The 20,533-nt window shown below is 73.1% G+C and carries 18 protein-coding genes and 1 pseudogene; 11 read left to right on the plus strand and 8 right to left on the minus strand.

Annotated elements, in window-relative coordinates; all coding sequences use genetic code 11:
* Nucleotides 1-67: 67 nt before the first annotated feature.
* Nucleotides 68-1,714: a glycoside hydrolase family 13 protein gene (locus G7Z13_RS18235; protein WP_166000650.1), complete on the plus strand. Its 1,647-nt coding sequence runs from the start codon at nucleotides 68-70 to the stop codon at nucleotides 1,712-1,714.
* Nucleotides 1,715-1,736: 22 nt separating this feature from the next.
* Here the strand turns inward: G7Z13_RS18235 and G7Z13_RS18240 are convergent.
* Nucleotides 1,737-2,685, minus strand: a pseudogene (locus tag G7Z13_RS18240) (M24 family metallopeptidase).
* 99 nt (nucleotides 2,686-2,784) lie between these two features.
* On the minus strand, nucleotides 2,785-3,267 hold the full coding sequence (locus G7Z13_RS18245) for an FxLYD domain-containing protein (protein WP_166000652.1): 483 nt from the start codon (nucleotides 3,265-3,267) through the stop codon (nucleotides 2,785-2,787).
* Between the two features lie 121 nt (nucleotides 3,268-3,388).
* Here G7Z13_RS18245 and G7Z13_RS18250 point away from each other — a divergent pair, with 121 nt between their 5' ends.
* Both G7Z13_RS18250 and G7Z13_RS18255 read left to right on the plus strand, forming a co-directional pair.
* Nucleotides 3,389-3,790, plus strand: coding sequence for a hypothetical protein (locus G7Z13_RS18250; protein ID WP_166000654.1), 402 nt, complete (start codon nucleotides 3,389-3,391; stop codon nucleotides 3,788-3,790).
* 248 nt (nucleotides 3,791-4,038) lie between these two features.
* Entirely contained in the window at nucleotides 4,039-5,982 is a 1,944-nt protein-coding gene (locus tag G7Z13_RS18255; protein ID WP_166000655.1) for an Ig-like domain repeat protein, read from the plus strand.
* Between the two features lie 176 nt (nucleotides 5,983-6,158).
* On the opposite strand, the gene G7Z13_RS18260 is transcribed toward G7Z13_RS18255, so the two are convergent.
* The gene (locus G7Z13_RS18260; RefSeq protein WP_240926259.1) at nucleotides 6,159-6,701 is read right to left on the minus strand and encodes a hypothetical protein; all 543 of its coding nucleotides are present in this window, start codon (nucleotides 6,699-6,701) and stop codon (nucleotides 6,159-6,161) included.
* Nucleotides 6,702-7,099: 398 nt separating this feature from the next.
* Here G7Z13_RS18260 and G7Z13_RS18265 point away from each other — a divergent pair, with 398 nt between their 5' ends.
* Both G7Z13_RS18265 and G7Z13_RS18270 read left to right on the plus strand, forming a co-directional pair.
* On the plus strand, nucleotides 7,100-8,794 hold the full coding sequence (locus G7Z13_RS18265) for a lysyl oxidase family protein (RefSeq protein ID WP_166000657.1): 1,695 nt from the start codon (nucleotides 7,100-7,102) through the stop codon (nucleotides 8,792-8,794).
* Nucleotides 8,795-9,062: 268 nt separating this feature from the next.
* Nucleotides 9,063-9,425 carry a DUF952 domain-containing protein gene (locus tag G7Z13_RS18270; RefSeq protein ID WP_166000659.1) on the plus strand — a complete coding sequence of 121 codons (363 nt, stop codon included), beginning with the start codon at nucleotides 9,063-9,065 and terminating at the stop codon, nucleotides 9,423-9,425.
* Nucleotides 9,426-9,449: 24 nt separating this feature from the next.
* Here G7Z13_RS18270 and G7Z13_RS18275 read toward each other — a convergent pair whose 3' ends face one another.
* Nucleotides 9,450-10,169, minus strand: coding sequence for a helix-turn-helix domain-containing protein (locus tag G7Z13_RS18275; protein ID WP_166000662.1), 720 nt, complete (start codon nucleotides 10,167-10,169; stop codon nucleotides 9,450-9,452).
* 249 nt (nucleotides 10,170-10,418) lie between these two features.
* On the opposite strand from G7Z13_RS18275, the gene G7Z13_RS18280 reads away from it, so the two are divergent.
* The 4 genes from G7Z13_RS18280 to G7Z13_RS18295 all read left to right on the plus strand — a co-directional run bounded on the left by G7Z13_RS18280 (nucleotide 10,419) and on the right by G7Z13_RS18295 (nucleotide 14,203).
* On the plus strand, nucleotides 10,419-11,087 hold the full coding sequence (locus G7Z13_RS18280) for a DUF4097 family beta strand repeat-containing protein (RefSeq protein ID WP_166000664.1): 669 nt from the start codon (nucleotides 10,419-10,421) through the stop codon (nucleotides 11,085-11,087).
* 38 nt (nucleotides 11,088-11,125) lie between these two features.
* Nucleotides 11,126-12,085, plus strand: a complete 960-nt coding sequence (locus G7Z13_RS18285; protein ID WP_166000666.1) for an ATP-binding cassette domain-containing protein — start codon at nucleotides 11,126-11,128, stop codon at nucleotides 12,083-12,085.
* Nucleotides 12,082-12,873 (plus strand): ABC transporter permease, encoded by a 792-nt coding sequence (locus G7Z13_RS18290; protein ID WP_166000668.1) that lies wholly within the window; start codon nucleotides 12,082-12,084, stop codon nucleotides 12,871-12,873. Before G7Z13_RS18285 ends, G7Z13_RS18290 begins: the two co-directional genes overlap by 4 nt.
* Before the next feature lie 268 nt (nucleotides 12,874-13,141).
* Nucleotides 13,142-14,203, plus strand: a complete 1,062-nt coding sequence (locus tag G7Z13_RS18295) for a hypothetical protein (protein ID WP_166000670.1) — start codon at nucleotides 13,142-13,144, stop codon at nucleotides 14,201-14,203.
* Nucleotides 14,204-14,256: 53 nt separating this feature from the next.
* On the opposite strand, the gene G7Z13_RS18300 is transcribed toward G7Z13_RS18295, so the two are convergent.
* On the minus strand, nucleotides 14,257-14,757 hold the full coding sequence (locus G7Z13_RS18300) for a hypothetical protein (RefSeq protein WP_166000671.1): 501 nt from the start codon (nucleotides 14,755-14,757) through the stop codon (nucleotides 14,257-14,259).
* A 370-nt stretch (nucleotides 14,758-15,127) separates the two neighbouring features.
* Nucleotides 15,128-16,708, minus strand: a complete 1,581-nt coding sequence (locus G7Z13_RS18305; protein WP_206313093.1) for a carbohydrate-binding protein — start codon at nucleotides 16,706-16,708, stop codon at nucleotides 15,128-15,130.
* 346 nt (nucleotides 16,709-17,054) lie between these two features.
* Here G7Z13_RS18305 and G7Z13_RS18310 point away from each other — a divergent pair, with 346 nt between their 5' ends.
* Nucleotides 17,055-17,576 (plus strand): DUF4396 domain-containing protein, encoded by a 522-nt coding sequence (locus tag G7Z13_RS18310; RefSeq protein ID WP_166000673.1) that lies wholly within the window; start codon nucleotides 17,055-17,057, stop codon nucleotides 17,574-17,576.
* Nucleotides 17,577-17,602: 26 nt separating this feature from the next.
* Here the strand turns inward: G7Z13_RS18310 and G7Z13_RS18315 are convergent, their stop codons facing one another.
* The gene (locus G7Z13_RS18315) at nucleotides 17,603-18,043 is read right to left on the minus strand and encodes a hypothetical protein (protein ID WP_166000674.1); all 441 of its coding nucleotides are present in this window, start codon (nucleotides 18,041-18,043) and stop codon (nucleotides 17,603-17,605) included.
* 54 nt (nucleotides 18,044-18,097) lie between these two features.
* On the minus strand, nucleotides 18,098-19,414 hold the full coding sequence (locus tag G7Z13_RS18320; RefSeq protein ID WP_166000676.1) for an amino acid permease: 1,317 nt from the start codon (nucleotides 19,412-19,414) through the stop codon (nucleotides 18,098-18,100).
* Nucleotides 19,415-19,485: 71 nt separating this feature from the next.
* Here G7Z13_RS18320 and G7Z13_RS18325 point away from each other — a divergent pair, with 71 nt between their 5' ends.
* Entirely contained in the window at nucleotides 19,486-20,508 is a 1,023-nt protein-coding gene (locus G7Z13_RS18325) for a helix-turn-helix domain-containing protein (RefSeq protein ID WP_166000678.1), read from the plus strand.
* Nucleotides 20,509-20,533: the final 25 nt, after the last annotated feature.

Consider the following 20,533-nt stretch of genomic DNA (forward strand, 5'->3'; position numbering starts at 1 on the left):
TTTCCGGCGATGTGGACAGTCATCTCCCTGTCACCCGCAACACCCGTAATGCCGAGAAGGAGGCCGCGTGCCCGACCTCTCCTCCAGGAACCCCGACTGGTGGCGCCAGGCCGTCATCTACCAGGTCTATCCCCGCAGCTTCGCCGACGCCGACGGTGACGGACTCGGCGACCTCAAAGGCATCACCCAGCGGCTCACCCATCTCGCCGCGCTCGGCGTCGACGCCCTGTGGCTGTCCCCCTTCTACCCCTCCGAACTCGCCGACGGCGGCTACGACGTCGCCGACTACCGGGACGTCGACCCCCGCCTCGGCACCCTCGACGACTTCGCCGCGATGGCCGCCGAGGCCCACCGGCTCGGTCTGAAGGTCATCGTCGACCTCGTCCCCAACCACACCTCCCACCAGCACGTCTGGTTCCAGGAGGCGCTGCGCGCCGGACCCGGCTCGGCGGCCCGCGACCGGTACGTGTTCCGCGACGGGCGCGGCCCGCACGGTGAACTGCCGCCCACCGACTGGCAGTCCGTGTTCGGCGGCAGCGCCTGGCAGCGCGTGGCCGACGGGCAGTGGTACCTGCACCTGTTCGCCCCCGAACAGCCCGACCTGAACTGGCAGAACGAGGAGGTCCGCGCCGACTTCCGCACCACCCTGCGGTTCTGGTCCGACCGGGGCGTCGACGGCTTCCGTATCGATGTGGCGCACGCCCTCGCCAAGGACCTCGACGACCCGCTGCGCGACCTCGGATCGCCCGAGCTGAGCGACGAGGAGTCCCTCGCCCACCTCCCGCCCGGCACCCACCCGTTCTTCGACCGCGACGAGGTCCACGAGATCTACCGCGACTGGCGCAAGATCCTCGACGCCTACACCCCGCCCCGCATGGCCGTCGCCGAGGCGTGGGTGCCCGGCCCGCGCCGGGTGCTGTACGCCCGGCCGGACGAACTCGGCCAGGCCTTCAACTTCGAGTACCTGAAGACCCGCTGGGACGCCGCCGAGCTGCGCCACGTCATCACCGCCTCGCTCGCCGACGCCCGCGCCGCCGGGGCGTCCGCCACCTGGGTGCTGTCCAACCACGACGTCGTACGGCACGCCACCCGGCTGATGCTGCCGCCCGGCACCGACGTCGACGCCTGGCTGCTGTCCGGCGGCCACGCCCCGGCCGTCGACACCGCCGCCGGGCTGCGCCGCGCCCGCGCCGCCACCCTGCTGATGCTGGCGCTGCCCGGCTCGTCGTACCTCTACCAGGGCGAGGAGCTGGGCCTGCCGGAGGTCGCCGACCTGCCCACCGCGGTCCTCCAGGACCCGATCTGGGAACAGACCGGCCATGTCCGCAAGGGCCGCGACGGCTGCCGGGTGCCGCTGCCGTGGACCACCACCGGACCGTCGTACGGCTTCGGATCCGGCGGCGCCTGGCTGCCGCAGCCGGAGTCCTTCGCGCGCTACGCCGTCGAGGCGCAGGACGGGGTGGAGGGCTCCACCCTGGAGCTGTACCGCAGCGCGCTGAAGCTGCGCCGCAAGCTGCTGCAGGGCGAGGAGCTGACCTGGCTGGAGGACGTTCCCGAGGGCGTGCTGGCGTTCGCCCGCACGGACGGCTGGCGGTGCCTGGCCAACCTGTCCGGCGAGCCGGTGCCGCTGCCGCCCGGCGAGCTGCTGATCGGCAGTACCCCTCTGGAGGACCCAGGGGTGCTGCCGCCGGACACCACCGTCTGGCTCGGCTGACCCGCCGGTCCGGCTCCGGGCGTCAGCCGACCACGGCCAGCTCGCGCGAGGCCGTGTTCAGCCGCCGCCCGCCGTCCTGCCCGCAGCTCACGATGTCCTCGACGCGCACGCGGAAGCGGCCCGGCAGGTAGACGCCGGGCTCAAGGGAGAAGCACATCCCGGGAGCCAGCGGGTCGTGCTCGCCCTCGACGAGGTGGGGCGGTGCGCGCGTGGAGACGCCGATGCCGTGCCCGGTGCGGTGCGTGAAGTACGCGCCGTACCGGTGTCGGTGATCACCGCGCGGGCCGCCCGGTCGATCTCCTCGCACGGCACTGTGGGCTTCACCGCCTCGAACGCGGCCTGCTGCGCGGCCCGCACCACCTCGTGCACGGCCCGCTCCTCGGCGGTGGGCTCGCCGACGTGCACGGTGCGGGTGGTGTCGCAGCCGTAGCCGTCCTTCAGGCCGCCGAAGTCGAGGACCACCATGTCGCCGTCCTCGATCCGCCGGTCGCCCGCCACGTGGTGCGGGTCGGCGCCGTTCGGACCCGACCCGACCCGACCACGGTGCCCCGGCCGCCGCGAGCCGGGCCGGCTCCCGCTCGTCCTTCACCGCGCGCAGCAGCGGCAGCGCGGTGCTCAGCGGGCGGTAGCTGCTGAGCGGCAGCGCGGCCTGCGGGCCCAGCAGGTGCACGGCCCAGGTCCCGTCCGAGACGCCGTACCGGCCATGGGCGCGCAGCAGGCCGGCCGCCGCCGCGTACGCGTCCTGCCCGTCCTGCCACGCGGTGATCCGCACGACCCCCGCGCCCGGCGCTTCGCCGCGTTCCGGGGCCGACCAGCAGATACGGCTCGGAGTCCGCGGCGAGGACGAGCAGCGTGAGGCGCTCGGTGACCGCCGGAGGCCGGTAGCCACACATCCACACCAGGTCGGGGCCGGGCGTGACGAGCAGCCCGGACAGCCCGACGAGGGCCGCCTCGCGGGCGGCGCGGTGCATCCGGGCGGCGCAGTCCTGCTCGGTGAAGGGCGCCGGGGAGTGTCGGTCATGGTGCCGCCATGGAGCCGCCCGGGGGGTCCTGTCGTACGGGCCGGTGGATCAGTAGCGCACGGCGCGCTCCACCTCGGCCTTCACGCCGCCGCTCAGGTCCCGGTTGCTGCGGGCGCTCGCGGAGCGCTCGCCCCCGGCCGGCACGTCGCGGACGGTGGTGACGACGGTGTCGAGGATGTTGCCGTCCCGGTCGGTGAAGGCGACCTGGACGGCGAAGGACCTGGCCGCGTCCACGGTGTTCCGCACGGTCACCCCGACCGTGGTCCGGCCGTCGCGGTCGGTGGCGGTCCGGCCCAGGGTTACGTCCCCCTTGGCGTCGACGCCGCCCGCGATGTCGTCGAACCGCCGGCCCGCCTCCGCCGTCGCCGACTCCAGGGCCTCCCCGGCCTGTGACGCGGCCGACTCGACCGCCGACGCGGCGTCGCGGACCTTGCGCTCGGGGCTGTCCTCGTCGGCGCAGCCGGTGAGGGCGAGCACCGAGGCCGCCGCCGTCGCCGCGAGCGCGGCCCAGCTCCTGCGGTGACCGGCCATGCTGCCTCCCGGAGAGTGCGGAGTGCGGCTCTCCCTCCAGTGAAGGCCTCCCCACGCGGCCCCGCATGCCGGATCACCCGAACGGAGGACACCGCCGGGCGGGCGGACCGTATGCCCGGCCATGGGAACGCGCTGGGAGGGATGGGCGGCCACAGGCGTCGTGGTGCTCGGCTTCACCCTCTTACACGTCTTCGTCGGCCTCCCGGCCGGCGAGAAGGACCGGGCCGAGCAGGCCGCCGTGGCCCGCACCGCCGACGACTTCCTCCACGCGCTCGGGCGCGGCGACGGCCGGACCGCCTGTGCCCTGCTGACCAGGCCCGCCGCCACCGCCCTGGCCGGCCGGCACGGCGCGGCCGACTGCCCCTCCGGGGTCGCCGCCCTGGCCCGCCCGCTCACCTCCCGCGCACACGCGGACATCGCCGCCACCGAGCTGACCGACGAGCACGTCCACCCCCGCGAGGGCGAGCCCCGCATGCCGGTGACCTGCCGGCCAACCCGTTGGGCTACACGCAGTTCCTGCTGACGCGGCAGGGCGGGGAGTGGCGGATCGTCCGCATGGAGTAGACGTGTCTTCGGGATGGCACCGTCCCCATCACTCATGGCACCGTCCCCACCCCTGCGGGAAAACCCCCTCCCGGGCTGTCACTGCCATGCCATACGCTGCCCCGGCAGCCGCGCCCCGCGAAGGCGACAGCAGGTGCCGACCGGGCGTTGCGCGGCGCTCTCATCCGCCCGGCACGCGCCGGGTCTCCTCGTGGGGGTTCATCACCTGTGCGTACGCGCAGCATCTCGGCCGCGACGGCGTTCGCGGTCCTTCTCGGCTCGGCGGCCCTGAGCGTCGCCGTGGCCGCTCCGGCGTCGGCGGCCACGGCCACCGTGGCCTCGCCCGGCGGCTTCGTCGCCTCCGACACCCTGCGGCGGGTGTTCGTCGGTGACAGCACTGCGGGCAGGATCCTGGCCGCCGACTACGCCGGTACGGTCGTCGACTCGGTCGACGGCATCGGCGCGGTCGCCGACCTGGCGCTCTCGGACGACGGCACGACCCTGTACGCCTCGGCGGCGGGCAGCCACGAGATCGTCGTCCTCGACGCGGCCACGCTCGACGTGACGGCCCGTTACGCCGTGCGGACCACCGAGGGCCCGCGCCGGCTGGCCGTCGCGGGCGGCAAGGTGTGGTTCGGCCACGGTGACCCGTGGGACACCCGGCTCGGCTCGGTGGACCTCGCCGCGGACCCGGCGGGCGGCACCGACCCGGTGACCCTCGACCAGCTCCCGGAGGGCCTGACCGGCTTCCGCGACCTGCTCGTCGACTCCGACCCGAGCAAGCCGGGCGTGCTGGCGTACGCCGAGGTCGGGTCGGACACCGGCAGCGAGATGGGCGTCCTCGACGTCTCCGGCGCCACGCCGCGGCCGCTCGCCTACTACGGGTCCAAGAGCTACTGGGCCGGCGACCTCGACCTGGTCCCGGGCGACGCCGCCGAGGTGCTGGTCAACGCGCGCAAGCGGTTCTCCTACGCGGGCGGCCAGTTCACCGACGCCGGCGACTACCCGGTGGCCTGGCAGGGCGACGTCTCGGCGAGCGGGCTGGTCGCGCAGATGTACAGCGACCAGGTCTCGGTGCTGCGGCCGAACACCGTCACGCCGGTGCGCACCTACACCGTGGGCGGCAACGGGGCCGACGTCCAGGTCGCCTGGGCGCCGAACGCCTCCCGGCTGTTCGCCCTGGTGCAGTCGAACGGCACGTACACCCTGAAGCCGCTCACCGACCCGGTCAAGAGCGTCCCCACGCTCACGGTGAACGCCCCGGCCACCGCGACCCGGGCCAAGCCGCTCACGGTCACCGGCAGGCTGTCGGCGTCGCTGCCGCTGCCCGCGGGCGCGCAGCTGAAGGTCACCCGCACCGACCTGGAGAGCCCGGGCGGCAAGGCGCTGCCCGCGGTCACCGTGAAGGCGGACGGCTCGTACTCCTTCGCCGACACCCCGCCGGCCGGCGGCACCGTCACCTACAAGGTGGCGTACGCGGGCGACGCCGAGCACACGGCGGCGACCGCGTCGGACACGGTGGACGTCTCCCGCGCCTCGACCACGCTGACGCTGAACAACAACGGCAAGGTCTACGGCTACGGCAAGGACGTCACCTTCACCGCGCACCTGGGGACGACGTACAAGAACCGCACGGTCGAGATCTGGGCCAACCCCTACGGCTCCGACAAGCCGAACAAGCTGATCAAGACGGCCACCGTGAACTCCAGCGGCAACGTTTCCGCGGTCGTCGACATGAAGCGGGACACCGTCGTCTCCGCCGTCTTCAAGGGCGACGCCCGGTACAAGCCGAAGACGACGAAGGTCACCGCCTACGCGAAGGTCCACGTCTCCACGGCCGTCTCCCGGCACTACAAGAAGGCCGCGATCGGCTCGACCACGTACTACTGGTTCCGCAAGAGCACCGACCCGCTGCTCACCACGACGATGACGTACTACCCGGGCCGCCAGCAGCGCTTCGACCTCCAGGTGCGGTTCGACGGCAAGTGGTACGACGCCGGCCACGAGTACTTCCCGGTCGGCTCCGACGGCAGGTCCGCGGTGTCCCTGGAGGCCCCCGGCGAGTCCGGCATCAAGGCCCGGATGCGGTCGGTGTACGTCAACGGCTCCTCCGGTGACAACGTGAACTCGACGACGTACGGCTCCTGGAAGTACCTGTACTTCACCAACTGAGCCGGACGCCGGGCGATATCACCCGATCGTCGCGTCCTTTGTCGGATAACCGCATGGCCCCGTTCGGGGGACCCCGTCTCATCCGTTGCGGGGCATGCGGTGCGGCGGGCGCACCGCCGGTGGGCGGGGGCGCGTTGCCCCGGCATGGCAGGACGATCCGTTTCCCGTAGGGACCCTCACCGCCGCCGTCGGACCGGTGCGGCGCCGCCGCCCGCCGGCTGTGCGGTCGTCGTGCGGCCGCCGCCGCAGACCGGGCAGCGCCCGTCGCGGGCGTCGGCCAGGGCGGCGAGGGTCCCGAGGGCCTGCTGCAGGGCGAGTTCGACGGCGGCGGGGACGAAGAGGGCGCCGCTGCCGTCGGGCGGGACGAGCCAGCGCAGCCGGCCCGCCGCGCGGTGGGGCGCGGGGACGGCGATCCAGGAGCCGCGGCCCGCGTACCGGATGTCGGGGCCGATCCAGCGGCCGTGCGGGTCCGGCGGCAGGAAGAAGCCGACGCGGCGGGAGCCGGTGTCGGCGAGCGCGGGGCCGGGCGTCTGCGGGATGCACAGCAGGGCGTCCAGGGCCAGCACGCCCAGGTCCTCGGGGACGGTCAGCACGTCCCAGAACCGGCCGCAGGCCAGCATGGCTATGCCGGTCTCCCCGGCCCACTGGCGTTTGCAGGCTCGCGGGTCCGTCGCCGCCGCGGCCAGCCATTCCTCGGCCCGTCTCTGGGCGCCTCGCATCACGCACCTCCGGGGTCCGGAGCAGGGGTGCTCATGCTGGTAGATATTTCTAACCTGCGGAAGGGGTGGCGAACCGTGGCGAATGGGTACGTACGACTTCTGCGCCCCTTGTGTCACCGTGCGCGCCCCCGCCGGCCGGATCCGATCGACTCCCTCGTGGAGACCGCCCGCCGGCTCGACTACGGCGCGGGGTGCCCAACCGCCGGTGAGGAGCCCCGCGGCGGGCCGCGTCCCGGCGATGTGGGGACGACAGGCAACCCGCACCACTGATTCACCGCTCTCACAGGGTGCTCACGGGTCCGGCCGGGGCGCGTGGGGTGCGTCCGCATGAGGGGCCGGGTCGTGGGCTGTCCGGTCCGATGCCGCTCGACCGGCGGCACTCGCAGACGAGGAACCCGATGACCAGTCAGCACCACACCACGCGCCTCAAGCGGGGCGCACTCGCGGCGGGGGCGGCGCTCACCGTCGTCGTCACCGGAGCCGGGGCCGCACCCGGTGCCGGGGACGGCAAGGCGAGCACACCCGGCAAGCCGAAGCTCACACTGATCGCCGCGTCGAACGCCGTCACGCTCGACCGCTGGGAGGGCGAGCCGGGGGTCTACCTGGACCTGGGAACGTACCTCTCGGTGGACGGCGCGCCGCTGGAGTTCCGGGTCACCAGGAAGTCGTACAAGGATCCCGTCGTCGCCCGGCAGGTGCTGCGCGACGGCACGAGCACGACGACGAGGACGCTGCCCGCCGGGCTGGTGAAGGACTTCACCGGCCTGCCCGGCTTCCTGGAGGTGTCGGTCACCGACGCCGCCGGGACCGAGGTGGCGAAGAGCAAGGGCACCTTCTGCCCGAACAACGCCTCCGGCCGCATCCGCCCGGACGCCCCGGCCACCTCGCACTACCCGGAGAGCTGCCCGGCCAACCCGTTCACCCTCGGCTCGGTGTGGGGGGTGGAGAAGGGCTGGGCGTCCAACACCAGCACGGTCGACTACGACGAGCCGGTGGACCTGCCGGCCGGCGAGTACACGGCCGAGGTACGGGTCGCCAAGAAGTACCGGGACCTGTTCTCCATCCCTGACGACCGGCCCACCATCAAGCTCACCGTGCGCGAGACCGGCGGGGGCGGCGGGCAGGGCGCCGCCGCCGGCAAGTCCGGGGCCCACCACGGAGCCGGGCACGGCACGGGCCACGGCGCCGGGCACGGCACGGGGCACGCCGCCGGGCACCACTACGGCCCCCGCGGCGCCGACGCGCCCACCCCGCCCGCCCTCTCCCACGCCCTGGCGGACCGGGGCCGCGCCCACCACCTGGGCGACGGACCCGGGCACACCGACGGCTCCCGCATCGCGCCCGCGCTGAAGCCGAACGCCAAGCGGCCCACCGGCCGCGCGGGCGTTCCCGCGAACGTGCCCAAGCCGGACCTGCGTTCGCTGCCCGCCTGGGACATCGCCATCACCGACGGCGAGGACGGCGACGTGCCGGGCAAGGACTACCTCGCCTTCAGCGCCAACGTCTGGAACGCGGGCCCCGCCCCGCTCGTCGTGGACGGCTTCCGCAGCCCCGGCAAGGACCTGATGGACGCGTACCAGTACTTCTACGACGCGAACGGCAAGCAGGTCGGCTACACCCCCACCGGCACCATGGAGTGGGACCCGCGCATCGGCCACGAGCACTGGCACTTCACCGACTTCGCCAGCTACCGGCTGCTGAGCGCGGACCAGACCAAGGAGGTCCGCAGCGGCAAGGAGGCGTTCTGCCTCGCCAACACCGACGCGATCGACTACACGGTGAAGAACGCCAACTGGCACCCGTACAACACGGACCTGTCGACCGCGTGCGGCCAGCAGAACTCGATCTCCGTGCGTGAGGTGCTGGACGTCGGCTCCGGCGACACCTACACCCAGTACCGGCCGGGCCAGTCCTTCGACATCACCGACCTGCCGAACGGCACCTACTACATCCAGGTCATCGCCAACCCGGAGAAGCGCCTGAAGGAGACCAACCTCGACAACAACGTGGCGCTCCGCAAGGTCGTCCTGGGCGGCAAGCCCGGCGCCCGCACGGTGACGGTTCCGCCGCACGAGCTGATCAACGCCAAGTAGGCCGTGCCGTACGGGACGTGAGGCCGCGCGGGTCCGGGGCGACCGGCTCCGGACCCGCGCCGATCGGTGAGACACGCCTAGGGCGCGTGGCCCACCGGCAGGTGCGCGTGGGCCGCCGACACCACCAGCTCCCGGATCCGCTCCACGCACCGCCGCGGGTTCTTGTAGGCGGTGTCGGTGTCCGGTCAGCGGGCGGCGCGGGGGTACGGGGCGTCTCCGGGCCGCCGCCAGGCCGTGTCCGGGCCCGTCGCCGGGATATGAACGAGCGGTGATCCAGCATGTCGTCCCCGCCGCGGACTGGGCCGCCGATCCCGGACGCCCGTACGCCCCCGCCTCCCTCGCCGAGGACGGCTTCGTGCACTGCTCGCCCGACGAGCGAGTCACCCTGGCCGTCGTGAACGCCTACTACCGCACCGCGCCCCGGCCCCTGCTGGTCCTGTCCCTCGACGAGACCCGCCTGTCGGCGCCGTGCGTCTGGGAGGAGGCGGCGCCCGCACCGCCGCCCGGGGCGCCGGAGGGCACCCGGTTCCCGCACGTGTACGGGCCGCTGGAGCGGGACGCGGTGGTGCGGGTGCGAGAGGTCGTGTGGGACGCGCGGGGGCGGGCCACCGGGCTGCGCGACACCGGCTGACCTTCCCGCGGGCCGGCGGGCCGGCTACTCGGCCGGTTTCGTGTGGAGCACCTCGCGCGCCTGGTCCGCGGCGCGGGTGATGCTCTCGGAGATGAACTCCAGGAAGCGGGCGATGTTCTCCAGCCGGGTGGCGGCCGGGGTGCCGGAGCCGAGGACGCCGATGCCCTGCCGGGCGGTCTCGGCGACCTGGGCGGTGCCGCGCGCGCTGGCGATCATCGACTGGTACATGACGTCGTCGTCGACGACGTAGCGGTCCCGGCGGCGTTCGTCGCGTTCGCGGCGGACGAGCCCCTGACTGTCGAGGAACGCGACCGCCTTGGAGACGGACGCCGGGCTGACCTGGAGCCGCTGGACGAGTTCGGCGGCGGTGAGGCTGCCCGAGTCGGTGGTGCACAGGCAGGCCATCACGCGGGCCATCATCTTGGGCGTGCCCTGCGCCATGAAGACGGTGGTCAGCGTCTCCTCGTACTCGCGCACGGCCTCCGCGTCGCGTCCGTAGGCCTGCGGCGCCGCCTCCCGGCCGCGGGGCGCGGCCGCCTGCCGGCGGCGCTGGGCGCGGCGCTCGGCGGTGCGGTGGGCCAGCTCCGCGCGGTAGGCGGTGGGGCCGCCGTTGCGCATCACCTCGCGGGTGATGGTCGAGGTGGGGCGGTCGAGGCGTCGGGCGATCTCCGCGTACGCGAGGCCGTCGGCCAGTCCCAGCGCGATCTGCTGGCGTTCCTGCTGGGTGAGTCTGCCTCCCGGCATCGCGGTCTCCTTCGTGCTCGCCCGTACGTCGGGTGCGTCGGGTCCCCAGGGTAGCGTTCAGTCGACTTCATTGCAACGAGGACGCCTGAGCCTGTTGCGTTAAATCCTTCTTCGTTGCAACGATATCTGCCTGTTGAGCTGCGGTGATGTAGTTCCAGTGCAACAACAATGTTGCCCATTTTTTGAACGCAACGTAGCGTTTCTCATGTCGGAAACAGCAATGGCAAAGCCACGGAGAAGGAGCCCACCATGCAGACGTTCGAGACCCCCGCCCCCGTCGCGACCCTCCTCGACATCCCCGCCGGCCGTATCCGGGTCATCGCCGCCGAGCGGTCCGACACCCGCGTCGAGATCCTCCCGGCGAACGCCTCCAACGGCCGCGACGTGAAGGCGGCGGCGCAGACGACGGTCTCCTACGACGACGGCGTCCTGCGCATCGAGGCCCCGGCGGCGAGGAACCAGTACTTCGGCCCGTCCGGGTCGGTCGAGGTGACGGTCCAGCTGCCCGCCGGTTCCCGGGTCGAGGCCAAGGCGGCCGCCGCCGAGTTCCGCGGCGTCGGACGGCTCGGCGACGTCGTCCTCGACGCCGCGCAGGGCCCGGTCAAGCTCGACGAGACCGCCGGCGCCCGCCTCACCGTCCTCGACGGCGACGTCTCGATCGGCCGCCTCGGCGGCCCGGCGGAGATCAGCACCCAGCGGGGCGACATCCGGATCGCCGAGGCGGTGGGCGGCACGGTGGTGCTCTCCACCCAGATGGGCGACGTCGCGGTCGACGCCGCTCGCGGAGTCCGCGCATCCCTCGACGCCGGCACCGGCTACGGCCGTATCCACAACGCCCTGCAAAACGCCGACGGCGCCGCCGGCCTGGCCATCCACGCGACCACCTCCCACGGCGACATCACCGCCCGCAGCCTCTGAGCCCGCGCACCGCCGAATCCGCAGAAGGAGCACTTCTCATGACCGACCTGGCCATCGCGGCGAACGGACTGCGCAAGTCCTACGGCGACAAGACCGTCCTCGACGGCGTCGACCTCGCCGTACCGCAAGGCACGATCTTCTCCCTGCTCGGCCCGAACGGCGCGGGAAAGACCACCGCCGTGAAGATCCTCTCCACGCTGATCAGCGCGGACGGCGGCCGGGCCGAGGTCGCCGGCCACGACCTGACCGCCGACCCGCAGGCGGTGCGCGCGGCGATCGGGGTCACCGGCCAGTTCTCCGCGGTCGACGGCCTGATCACCGGCGAGGAGAACATGCTGTTGATGGCGGACCTGAACCACCTCCCGCGCAGCGAGGGGCGGCGGGTGACCGCCGAGCTGCTGGAGCGGTTCGACCTGGTCGAGGCGGCGAAGAAGCCGGCGTCCACCTACTCCGGCGGCATGAAGCGCCGCCTGGACATCGCGATGACCCTGGTCGGCAGCCCGCGCGTCATCTTCCTCGACGAACCGACCACCGGCCTGGACCCGCGCTCCCGTCACACCATGTGGCAGATCATCCGCGAGCTGGTGACCAGCGGGGTCACGGTGTTCCTCACCACCCAGTACCTGGAGGAGGCCGACGAACTCGCCGACCGCATCGCCGTCCTCCACGACGGGAGGATCGCCGCCGAGGGCACCGCCGACGAGCTCAAGCGCCTGATCCCCGGCGGACACGTCCGCCTGCGCTTCACCGACCCCGCCGCCTACCGCACCGCCGCGGCCACCCTGCGCGAAGCCACCCGCGACGACGACGCCCTCACCCTCCGCATCCCCAGCGGCGGCAGCCAGCGCGAGCTGCGCTCCCTCCTGGAGTGGCTCGACACCGCCCACATCGAGGCCGACGAACTCACCGTCCACACCCCCGACCTCGACGACGTCTTCTTCGCCCTCACCGACACCACCCCACACACCACCCACCAGCCCAAGGAGACCGCCCGATGAGCACCCTCTCCCTCGCCGTGCGCGACTCGTCCACGATGCTGCGCCGCAACCTCCTGCACGCCCGCCGTTACCCGTCGCTGACGCTGAACCTGCTGCTCACCCCGGTGATGCTCCTGCTGCTGTTCGTGTACGTCTTCGGTGAGGCGATGAGCGCCGGGCTCGGCTCCGGCGCCGACCGCTCCGACTACATCGCCTACCTGGTGCCGGGCCTGCTGCTGATGACCGTCGGCAGCACCACCATCGGCACCGCGGTCTCCGTCTCCAACGACATGACCGAGGGCATCATCGCCCGCTTCCGCACCATGGCCATCCACCGCGGCTCCGTCCTGATCGGGCACGTCGTCGGCAGTGTGCTCCAGTGCGTGATGAGCGTGGTCCTGGTCGGCGCGGTCGCCGTCGCCATCGGGTTCCGCTCCACCGACGCCACCGTCCTGGAATGGCTCGCCGCCTTCGGCCTGGTCACCCTGTTCGCCCTGGCGCTGACCTGGATCGCGGTCGGCATGGGCCTGGTGAGCCCGAACGCGGAGGCGGCCAGCAACAACGCGATGCCGCTGATCTTCCTGCCGCTCATCTCCAGCACCTTCGTGCCCCTGGAGAGCATGCCGGGCTGGTTCCAGCCGGTCGCCGAGTACCAGCCCTTCACCCCGGCCATCGAGACCCTGCGCGGCCTGCTGCTGGGCAGCGAGATCGGCACCACGAACGCCGTCCTCGCCATCGCCTGGTGCGTGGGCCTCGCCGTCCTCGGCTACGCCTGGTCCACGTCCCGATTCAACGACGACCCGAAGTAACCGCCATGACCACGCGGGCACGGGATCCCGCACCGGCACGAGGGCCCCCTCAGGGCGGCGTACACCGACAACGGTCGGAGTACGCCGCCCTTTTCGTACGCCGCCCCTCGCCACCTCCTTCGTACGCCCGCCCCCTCCGTATGCCCGCCGCCGCTGCCCGCGCCCGCCCATGCGGCCGGTCACCTGCCGGTCTCCGGCAGATAACGGCCCGGCCGGAGTGCCGGAAGCGCCTCTGGGCCCCGCCGGTCCCGTCCCGCAGGATGGCCCGGTGACCCCGACTGCTGACCGAGACCCCAGGACGCGCAGGCCGACACGGGCGGCCGTCGCGCTCGGCGTGGTGTGCGGCCTCGTGGCGGCCTGGCTGCTGCTCGGGCCGGCGCGCGGCGCGCTCGACGAGGAGCGGGCCTACCGCGCGGCGGTCGCCTGCGGCACCGACGGCGGCCGCGACGGCGACTGCCTGTGGACGACCGGCGCGCGGATCGAGCGCGTCGAGGAGGAGCGGAGCCGCAGGTTGCCCTCCTACTGGCTGTACCTCAGGGAGGCGGACGGGACCACCAGCCGCACCCGTCTGAACGACCACCCGCCCGCGGGCGCGGGACAGCGCGTCGAGGTCACCTACTGGCGGCACCAGATCCGCTGGGTCGACTTCCCCGCCGAACGCCGCCACACCACCGCCGACCCGCGCGACGACCACCGCGTGTACACGGCCTGGGCCTTCGGCGTCGGCCTCTACGGCCTGGGCGTCATGGCGGTCGTCCTCTGGTGGTCCAGGCGCCCCCGCACCACCCCCCGGGCGCACTCCTGGCAACTCGGCTGGCCCCTGCTGGGCGCGCTCGCCCTCGCCGCGGCCGGCGTGGCCGCCGCCCTCGCGACGGACGGCCCCGGCGCGGCGTTCCTGGCCGTCGTCGCGGCACTCCCGGTGATCGCCGCCCTCTCCTGGGCGGGCGTACGACTGGCGGCGCGACGCGAGCGCGGGGACGACACGGTCGCCGTGACCCCGCGCGTGCCGGACCGCGAGCGGGTCGTCTTCGGCGAGATCGTGGGCGAGGTGCCGTACGCCCGCGGCGGCGGTCACCTGGTCGCCGGCCCCGGCGTCCTGGCCTCCACCCCCGACCCGACCGGTGGCTTCCGCCGCCGCGAGGCACCCCCCACCCTCACCCCCCTCCGCGTCCGCCCGCCCTACCACACCGACCGCGACATCCCCGATTACGGCGGCCGCACCCTGGTCCTCGAATGCGACGACAACGGCACCCCGGTCCTCATCGTCACCCACCGCAAGGACATGCCCTGGATCCTGGGCGCGCTGGGGCACGCGGCGAACGCCTCCTAGCCGGTCCGCCCCGCGGGGTCGTCCGCGGCGGGCCCGGCTTCCCGTCTGCGGTCCTAGGCGAGCGGGCACGTGAGGTCGGGGTGGTGCCGATTCGGACAGCACACCAGGTTGAGCGAGGCGATGTTGCCCGACCGGTTGTAGTACACCCAGCTCACGTCGACGCCGACCGGCAGGACGTCCAGCGCGTACGCACGCTTCGTGTCCAGGCTCGCGTACGCCCGGCGGCCGTCTTCCCGCTCCATCGGCGGGTTGTCGAGGAAGTGCTTCGTCGCCCAGTCGAGTGCCGCTGCCGGGTCCGTCCAGGTCCGCTCGACCGACGTCTGGTTCCGCCTCAGCAGCCAGTGCCCCGACATCATGGGCGGCAGGTTCGAGGTCGGGAACTCGGCCACCACCTCGCGGTAGCGCTGAAGGATGCGGATGGCCACCTTGTCCTCGTCGGAAGAAGGGGGCGCAGGAGGGTCGGGATGCGGGGGTCGCCGGTCGCCTTCGCGGTGGTAGCTGTTGGGCGGTCCGACCCACGGGCCGTAACCGTGGATGTGTCCTGTCCAGGTCATGCGCGCCTTCCGGAAGAGGGGCGGGCCGCCTTCACGTACGAGGACGGCCCGCTCTGGTGGAGAGGTGTAGCAGGGTCGGACGGTCAGACCGCGCTTCTTCACCCGGCCGGCGGAGAAGGTCGCCGAGCTCCGCGGGAAGATGTCGAACGGTGGCTGGCTGCGCTGCGACGGCTCGTGCCCCTGCTGGACGGCGCAGCTGTACCGGCACTTCGAGGATCCGAAGCCCGGAGGAGACGTGCGTCAGCACGATGAAGGCCCCCCACCTGCCGGTCGGGGGCCTTCGTCGTGCATGAGCTGGTCGCATCACAGTCGACCGATCGCTTGGTTCTGCCTCGCACTGAGCCGGCCGGGTGTCCCCGCCGGGCGTCTTCTACCGGGTCACCTGGTTGCCGCCGAACGTCACCACCAGGCGGCCGTCCGAGGCGTACGACCAGTTCAGGGCGCCGGAGTAGGCGGCGCAGCGGGAGCCGTTGGTGCCGGACCAGAACTGGTTGGTCGCGTCGGCGTTGCCGATGATGCGGTCGCTCGTGCCACTGGAGCTGCGGCAGGAGGTGTTGCCCCGGAACACCGACGTGCCGGCGTCGAAGTTGAAGTTGCGCTGGGCGTTGTCGACGCTCACGTTGTCGGAGACGGTCATCGAACCCGGGTTGCTGTTGTACGTGAAGCCGTGCTTGCCGTTGTCGTAGGCGATCGAGCGGCGCACGACGTGGTTGACGGCGATGTCCTCGCCGCCGAGCTTGTAGCCGTTGCGGTCGCCGTTGCCGGCCTGGGAGCCGTCGCTGAGGGTGCCGTTCTCGTAGGCGAGGGAGTCCTCGATGGTGACGGCGCCGATGGGGCCGGTGTCGGGCTTGGTGTAGAGGTCCCAGCCGTCGTCGATGTTGTTGTGCGCGACCGCGTACCGGAAGACGTTGCCGGGGCCGGAGGTCAGCTTCGCGGCGAAGCCGTCCGCGTCCTCGCCGTCGGAGTCGGCGTTGTCGTGGGACTCCGCGCTGAGGATGAGGTTGTTCGACGGCCACTGGGAGGCGGGTGTCGTGGACGCCATGCGGGACAGCTGGAGGCCGGTGTCGCGGTTGTAGCGGGTCACCGTGCGTTCCACGATGTTGTTGCTGCCGCCGATGAAGATGCCGTTGTCGCCCGCGCGTTCCACGGTGAGCCCGTGAACGTGCCAGTAGTTGCCGTTCAGCGCCAGACCGCGGTTGGCCGGGTCCTCCGCCATCGCCGAGAAGTTCAGGACCGGCTTCTCCCCGGGGTACGCCGTGAGCTTCGTACGGGCGCTCGCCGTACCGCTGTTGGCCGGCGGGATCGTGACGGTCTGGGAGTACTGGTACGTGCCGCCGCGGACGTAGATCGTGCCGCCGGGGGTGATGCGGCTGATCGCCGAGGTGAGGGTGGTGGGCGAGGTCTGGGTGCCGGCCGCGCCGTCCGTGCCGTTCGGGGCGACGTAGAGGACGTTCGTGGGGGGCGGGGTGGTGCCTCCGTCGGTGGTCTCCACCTCGGCGTAGTCGATGTTCGCCAAGCCCGCCGAACTCGTCGGGTTCAGGCGGATGGTGTTGGCGCCCGCCGCCAGGGACACGCTGACCGTCTTCGTCGCCCAGGTGCTCCACGCGCCCGTGCCCTCGAAGGACAGGGTGCCCGCCGACGCGCCGTTCACGGTGAGGGCCGCGGCGCGGGCCGTGGTGGTGCCGTTGGCGAAGCGGATCCGCAGGGTCGCCGTGCCGGCGGCCGGGGCGTTGGCCGTGAACTGGACGTACCCGCTGGTCGAGTTGGTGCCGTTGCAGAAGCCGGTGCCGGAGTAGCCCGCCCAGTCCGACTCGATGGCGCCGGCGCAGACCGCGGGGGAGGTCTCGGCTTCGTAGCGGGTGGTCGCCGCCTGCGCGGCCGTGGTGCCGGAGAGCGCGACGAGGGTGCCGGCCAGGAGGCCCGCGGACGCGATGACTGGTCTCAGGTGCATCGGTTCGTCTCCCGTGGTGTGGGGTGGCGAACCACGGCGGTGGTGATCGGGTGTTCAGCTTGCTGGTGAGTGTGCAGATATCTGAACGACTGACGTGCGCGGGTGCCGCCGAGGTCCGGGGAAGTAGCTGCTCTCCCGGACGGTAAGGGCTTGCTATGGGCACGTCAATACAACTGCGTCGCTTGGGTGTAGTTCAGGAATGTGAACAACATCGAGGAAGCCCTCTGGATCCGGCCCTCCGCCCCGCCGCCCGCCCGCGACCGCTGGACAGGTACCCCTAGGGGGTATACGTTCGAAGTGTGGGGCAGAAGAGAACGCCCCAGCCGGACGGGAATGGGGAAACGTCATGGACCACAGCGCTCACCACCCTCACCACAGCGCCGGGCACACGGTTCGGGCCGCGCACGGTGGTCACGGCGACGGACACGGCCCGGCCGCCACCTGGGGCACGGCCGTCAAGGCGACCCTGCACTGCCTCACCGGCTGCGCCATCGGCGAGATCCTCGGCATGGTGATCGGTACGGCCCTGATGTGGGGCAACGCCCAGACCATGGCCCTCGCGATCACCCTGGCCTTCCTCTTCGGCTACTCGTTCACCCTGTTCGCGGTCCTGCGGGCGGGCCTGGGCTTCAAGAGCGCGCTGAAGGTGGCCCTGGCCGCCGACACGGTCTCGATCGCGGTCATGGAACTCGTCGACAACACGATCATCGCCCTCACGCCCGGCGCGATGGACGCCCACCTCACCGAGGGCCTGTTCTGGTACGCCCTCCTCGGCGGCTTCGCCGTCGCCTTCGTGCTGACCACCCCGGTCAACAAGTGGATGATCGGCCGCGGCAAGGGCCACGCGGTGGTCCACGCGTACCACTGACCGGCCGGCCACCGACCGCCCGCCCGTCAGCAGGACTCCTCGACATACAGCAGGGTCATGCCCTCCGCGGAACGGAACTCGAAGGCCCGGTAGCTCGGCGTGAGGGGGGAGTCGAGGCGGTCCTCGATCGCCCGCCAGGCGGGGAGACGGTCACCGGAGGCCACGTGCCGGAACCGCTCCCCGGCGCCCTCACCGATGACGAACGCATCCGCTCGGGCCGCCAGGCGCCTGCCGAGCCGGGGGTGCAGCGGGCCGCGCACCTTCCGCCAGCGCCGGCCCGCGTCGTCGGTGAACTCGGCCCGGCCGGCGGGGGACGGGCCGCCCAGGACGTCGTCGCCCACGGCGGGCTCGGCGGACGGCGGCGCGGCCACCTGCCCGGCGGGCGCCGGAGTGGCCTCGCGTCGCCCGGAAGTCCCAAACTTCCCGGACTTCCCGGGCGTCCCGAACTGACCGGACTCGCTGGACATGGAGTCGATCCTCTCAAAGGCGCCGCGTGACGCGGCCGTTCCGGACGGCCCGGATCAGGCGGCGACCGCCGAGTCCTCCGTCTCGGGTGCCGCCTGCGGGGCCGGCCGGCGTGCCCGGCGGGCCCGCTTGCGCCGTACCGACAGCAGCGCCCCGCAGCTCACCACCAGCGGCCACAGCAGGTAGAGCCCGGACAGGGCCAGCAGCAGCAGGACCGCCCCCAGGGCCGCCCAGGCCGCCGCGCGGCCCGCACTGCGGCGCGGGAGGAGACGGATCGCGGCGGCCACGCCGAGCGCGTAGACGACCACGAAGGAGCCGGAGGAGAGCATCACGGCGGGCACCGCGCCCGTGCCCGTCACGGTCACGGCGAGCAGGGCCAGTCCGGCGAGGGCGGAGACGAGGAAGAGGCTGCGCCGGGGGGTCTCGCCGGCCGTGGACCCCTGGGCGAACCAGGCGGGCAGTACGCCGTCGCGGCCCAGCGCGGCGCCGAGTTTGGCGGCACCCGCGTAGTAGGCGTTCATGGTGCCCAGCGTCAGCAGGACCGCGGCGAGCGCGGCGAGGGGCCGGGCGCCGCCGCCGAGGCCGAGCGCCATCAGGTCGCCGAGCGGCGCGTCGGAGCGGGCCGCGGCCGGGCCGAGGACGGCCACCACCGCGAACGCCACCGCCAGATAGAGGACACCGACGATCACCACGGCCGCCCCGGTCGCCCGGGGCAGGTCACGGGCGGGGCGGCGGAACTCGCCCGCGAGGTGGGTGACCGCCTCCCACCCGGCGAAGCTGAACACCAGCAGCGCCGCCGCCGGACCGACCGCCGCCCAGCCGTGCGGGGCGAAGGGGCGCAGGTACTCCGTGCTCGCGTGCGGCAGCGACAGCCCCACCGCCGCCGTCAGCAGCGCGAGCAGCAGCAGGAAGAGCAGGAACTGGGCGCGCCCGGTGACCCGCAGCCCGACCGCGTTGACCAGCGTGACCGTCAGCATCAGCCCGGCCGCCGTGACCGCCGTGGTCACGGCGCCGCCGCCCAGCGCGGACGAGACGTACGAGGCGCCGAACAGCGCGGCGGCCACCGCGCCCGGCGGTATCGCGAAGTAGAAGCACCAGCCGGCCACCGCGGCGGCGCGTTCGCCGAACGCCAGCCGGGCGTAGGTGGACACGCCCCCGGCGTCCGGGTGACGCGCCCCCAGCGCGGCGAACGCCGCCGCGAGCGGCGCGGACAGCACGGCGAGTCCGAGCCAGGCCAGCAGCGAGGCGGGTCCCGCGATGTCGGCGGCGAGCGCGGGCAGGGCGATGACTCCGGTGCCGAGCACGGCACCGACGTACAGGGCGGTTCCGTGGGCGGCGGTCAGCCGTCCCTCGGCGGGCTTGTGATCAGACATACCGTCAGCGTCGCCGTGCCGCACCGGCACCGGCCAGTGGCAGAAACGGCCGAGTGCGCTAAATTCCCGCCATGAGTGCCCACAAGGCCACGGCCCCCGGAGCCACGGGACGGCATGTCGTCGCCGTCGCCGTCACCGGCAACGCCCCCGTCTTCGAACTCGCCGTCCCCTGCGAGGTGTTCGGCCTCGACCGCAGCGAGGTCAGCGACCCCTGGTACGAACTGCGGCTGTGCGCCGCCGAACCGGGCACCCTGCGCACCCCCGCCGGCCTGACCCTGCACACCCCGTACGGCCTGGACGACCTCGCCGAGGCGGACACCGTGGTGGTCAGCGCCTGCGAGCGCCGGGTGCAGCTCGACCCGCCGGAGCCGCTGCTGGAGGCGGTGCGCGCCGCCCACGCGCGCGGGCGCCGGATCGTCTCGCTGTGCAGCGGCGCGTACGTCCTCGCCGCCGCGGGCCTGCTGGACGGCCGCCGGGCCACCACCCACTGGATGAACGCCACCGACTTCGCCCGCCGCTTCCCCCGCGTGACCTACGAGCCGCACGCCCTCTACGTCCAGGCAGGCACCGTCTTCACCTCGGCGGGCACCGGCGCCGTCATCGACCTCTGCCTCCACCTGGTCCGCCAGGACCGCGGCGCGGCGGTCGCCAACGAGGTGGCCCGCCGGATGGTCGTACCCCCGCACCGGGAGGGCGGCCAGAGCCAGTACGCCCGCCCCTCCGCTCATCCGCCCCTGGAGCCGCGCGCGCTGCGCTCCCGCCGCCCGGACGCCGGTCTCGGGCCGGTCCTCGACTGGGCCCGCGAGCGGCTGCACGAACCGCTGACCGTCCCCGCGCTGGCCCGCGCGGCCCATCTCAGCGAGCGCACCTTCGCCCGCCGCTTCCGCGAGGTGCTGGGCACGACGCCGCTGCAGTGGATACTCCAGGAGCGGGTCCGCCTGGCCCAGGAGCTGCTGGAGACCACCGACGACCCGGTGGAGTCCATCGCCCGGCGCACCGGTTTCGGCACCGCGGCCAACCTCCGCCACCACTTCGCCCGCCTGACCACCGTCTCGCCGCAGTCGTATCGGCAGGTCTTCCGCAGCGGGGCGTAGCGGGACGCAGATCAGCGCGCGGTGA

The organism is Streptomyces sp. JB150, from assembly GCF_011193355.1.
Lineage (GTDB): Bacteria > Actinomycetota > Actinomycetes > Streptomycetales > Streptomycetaceae > Streptomyces.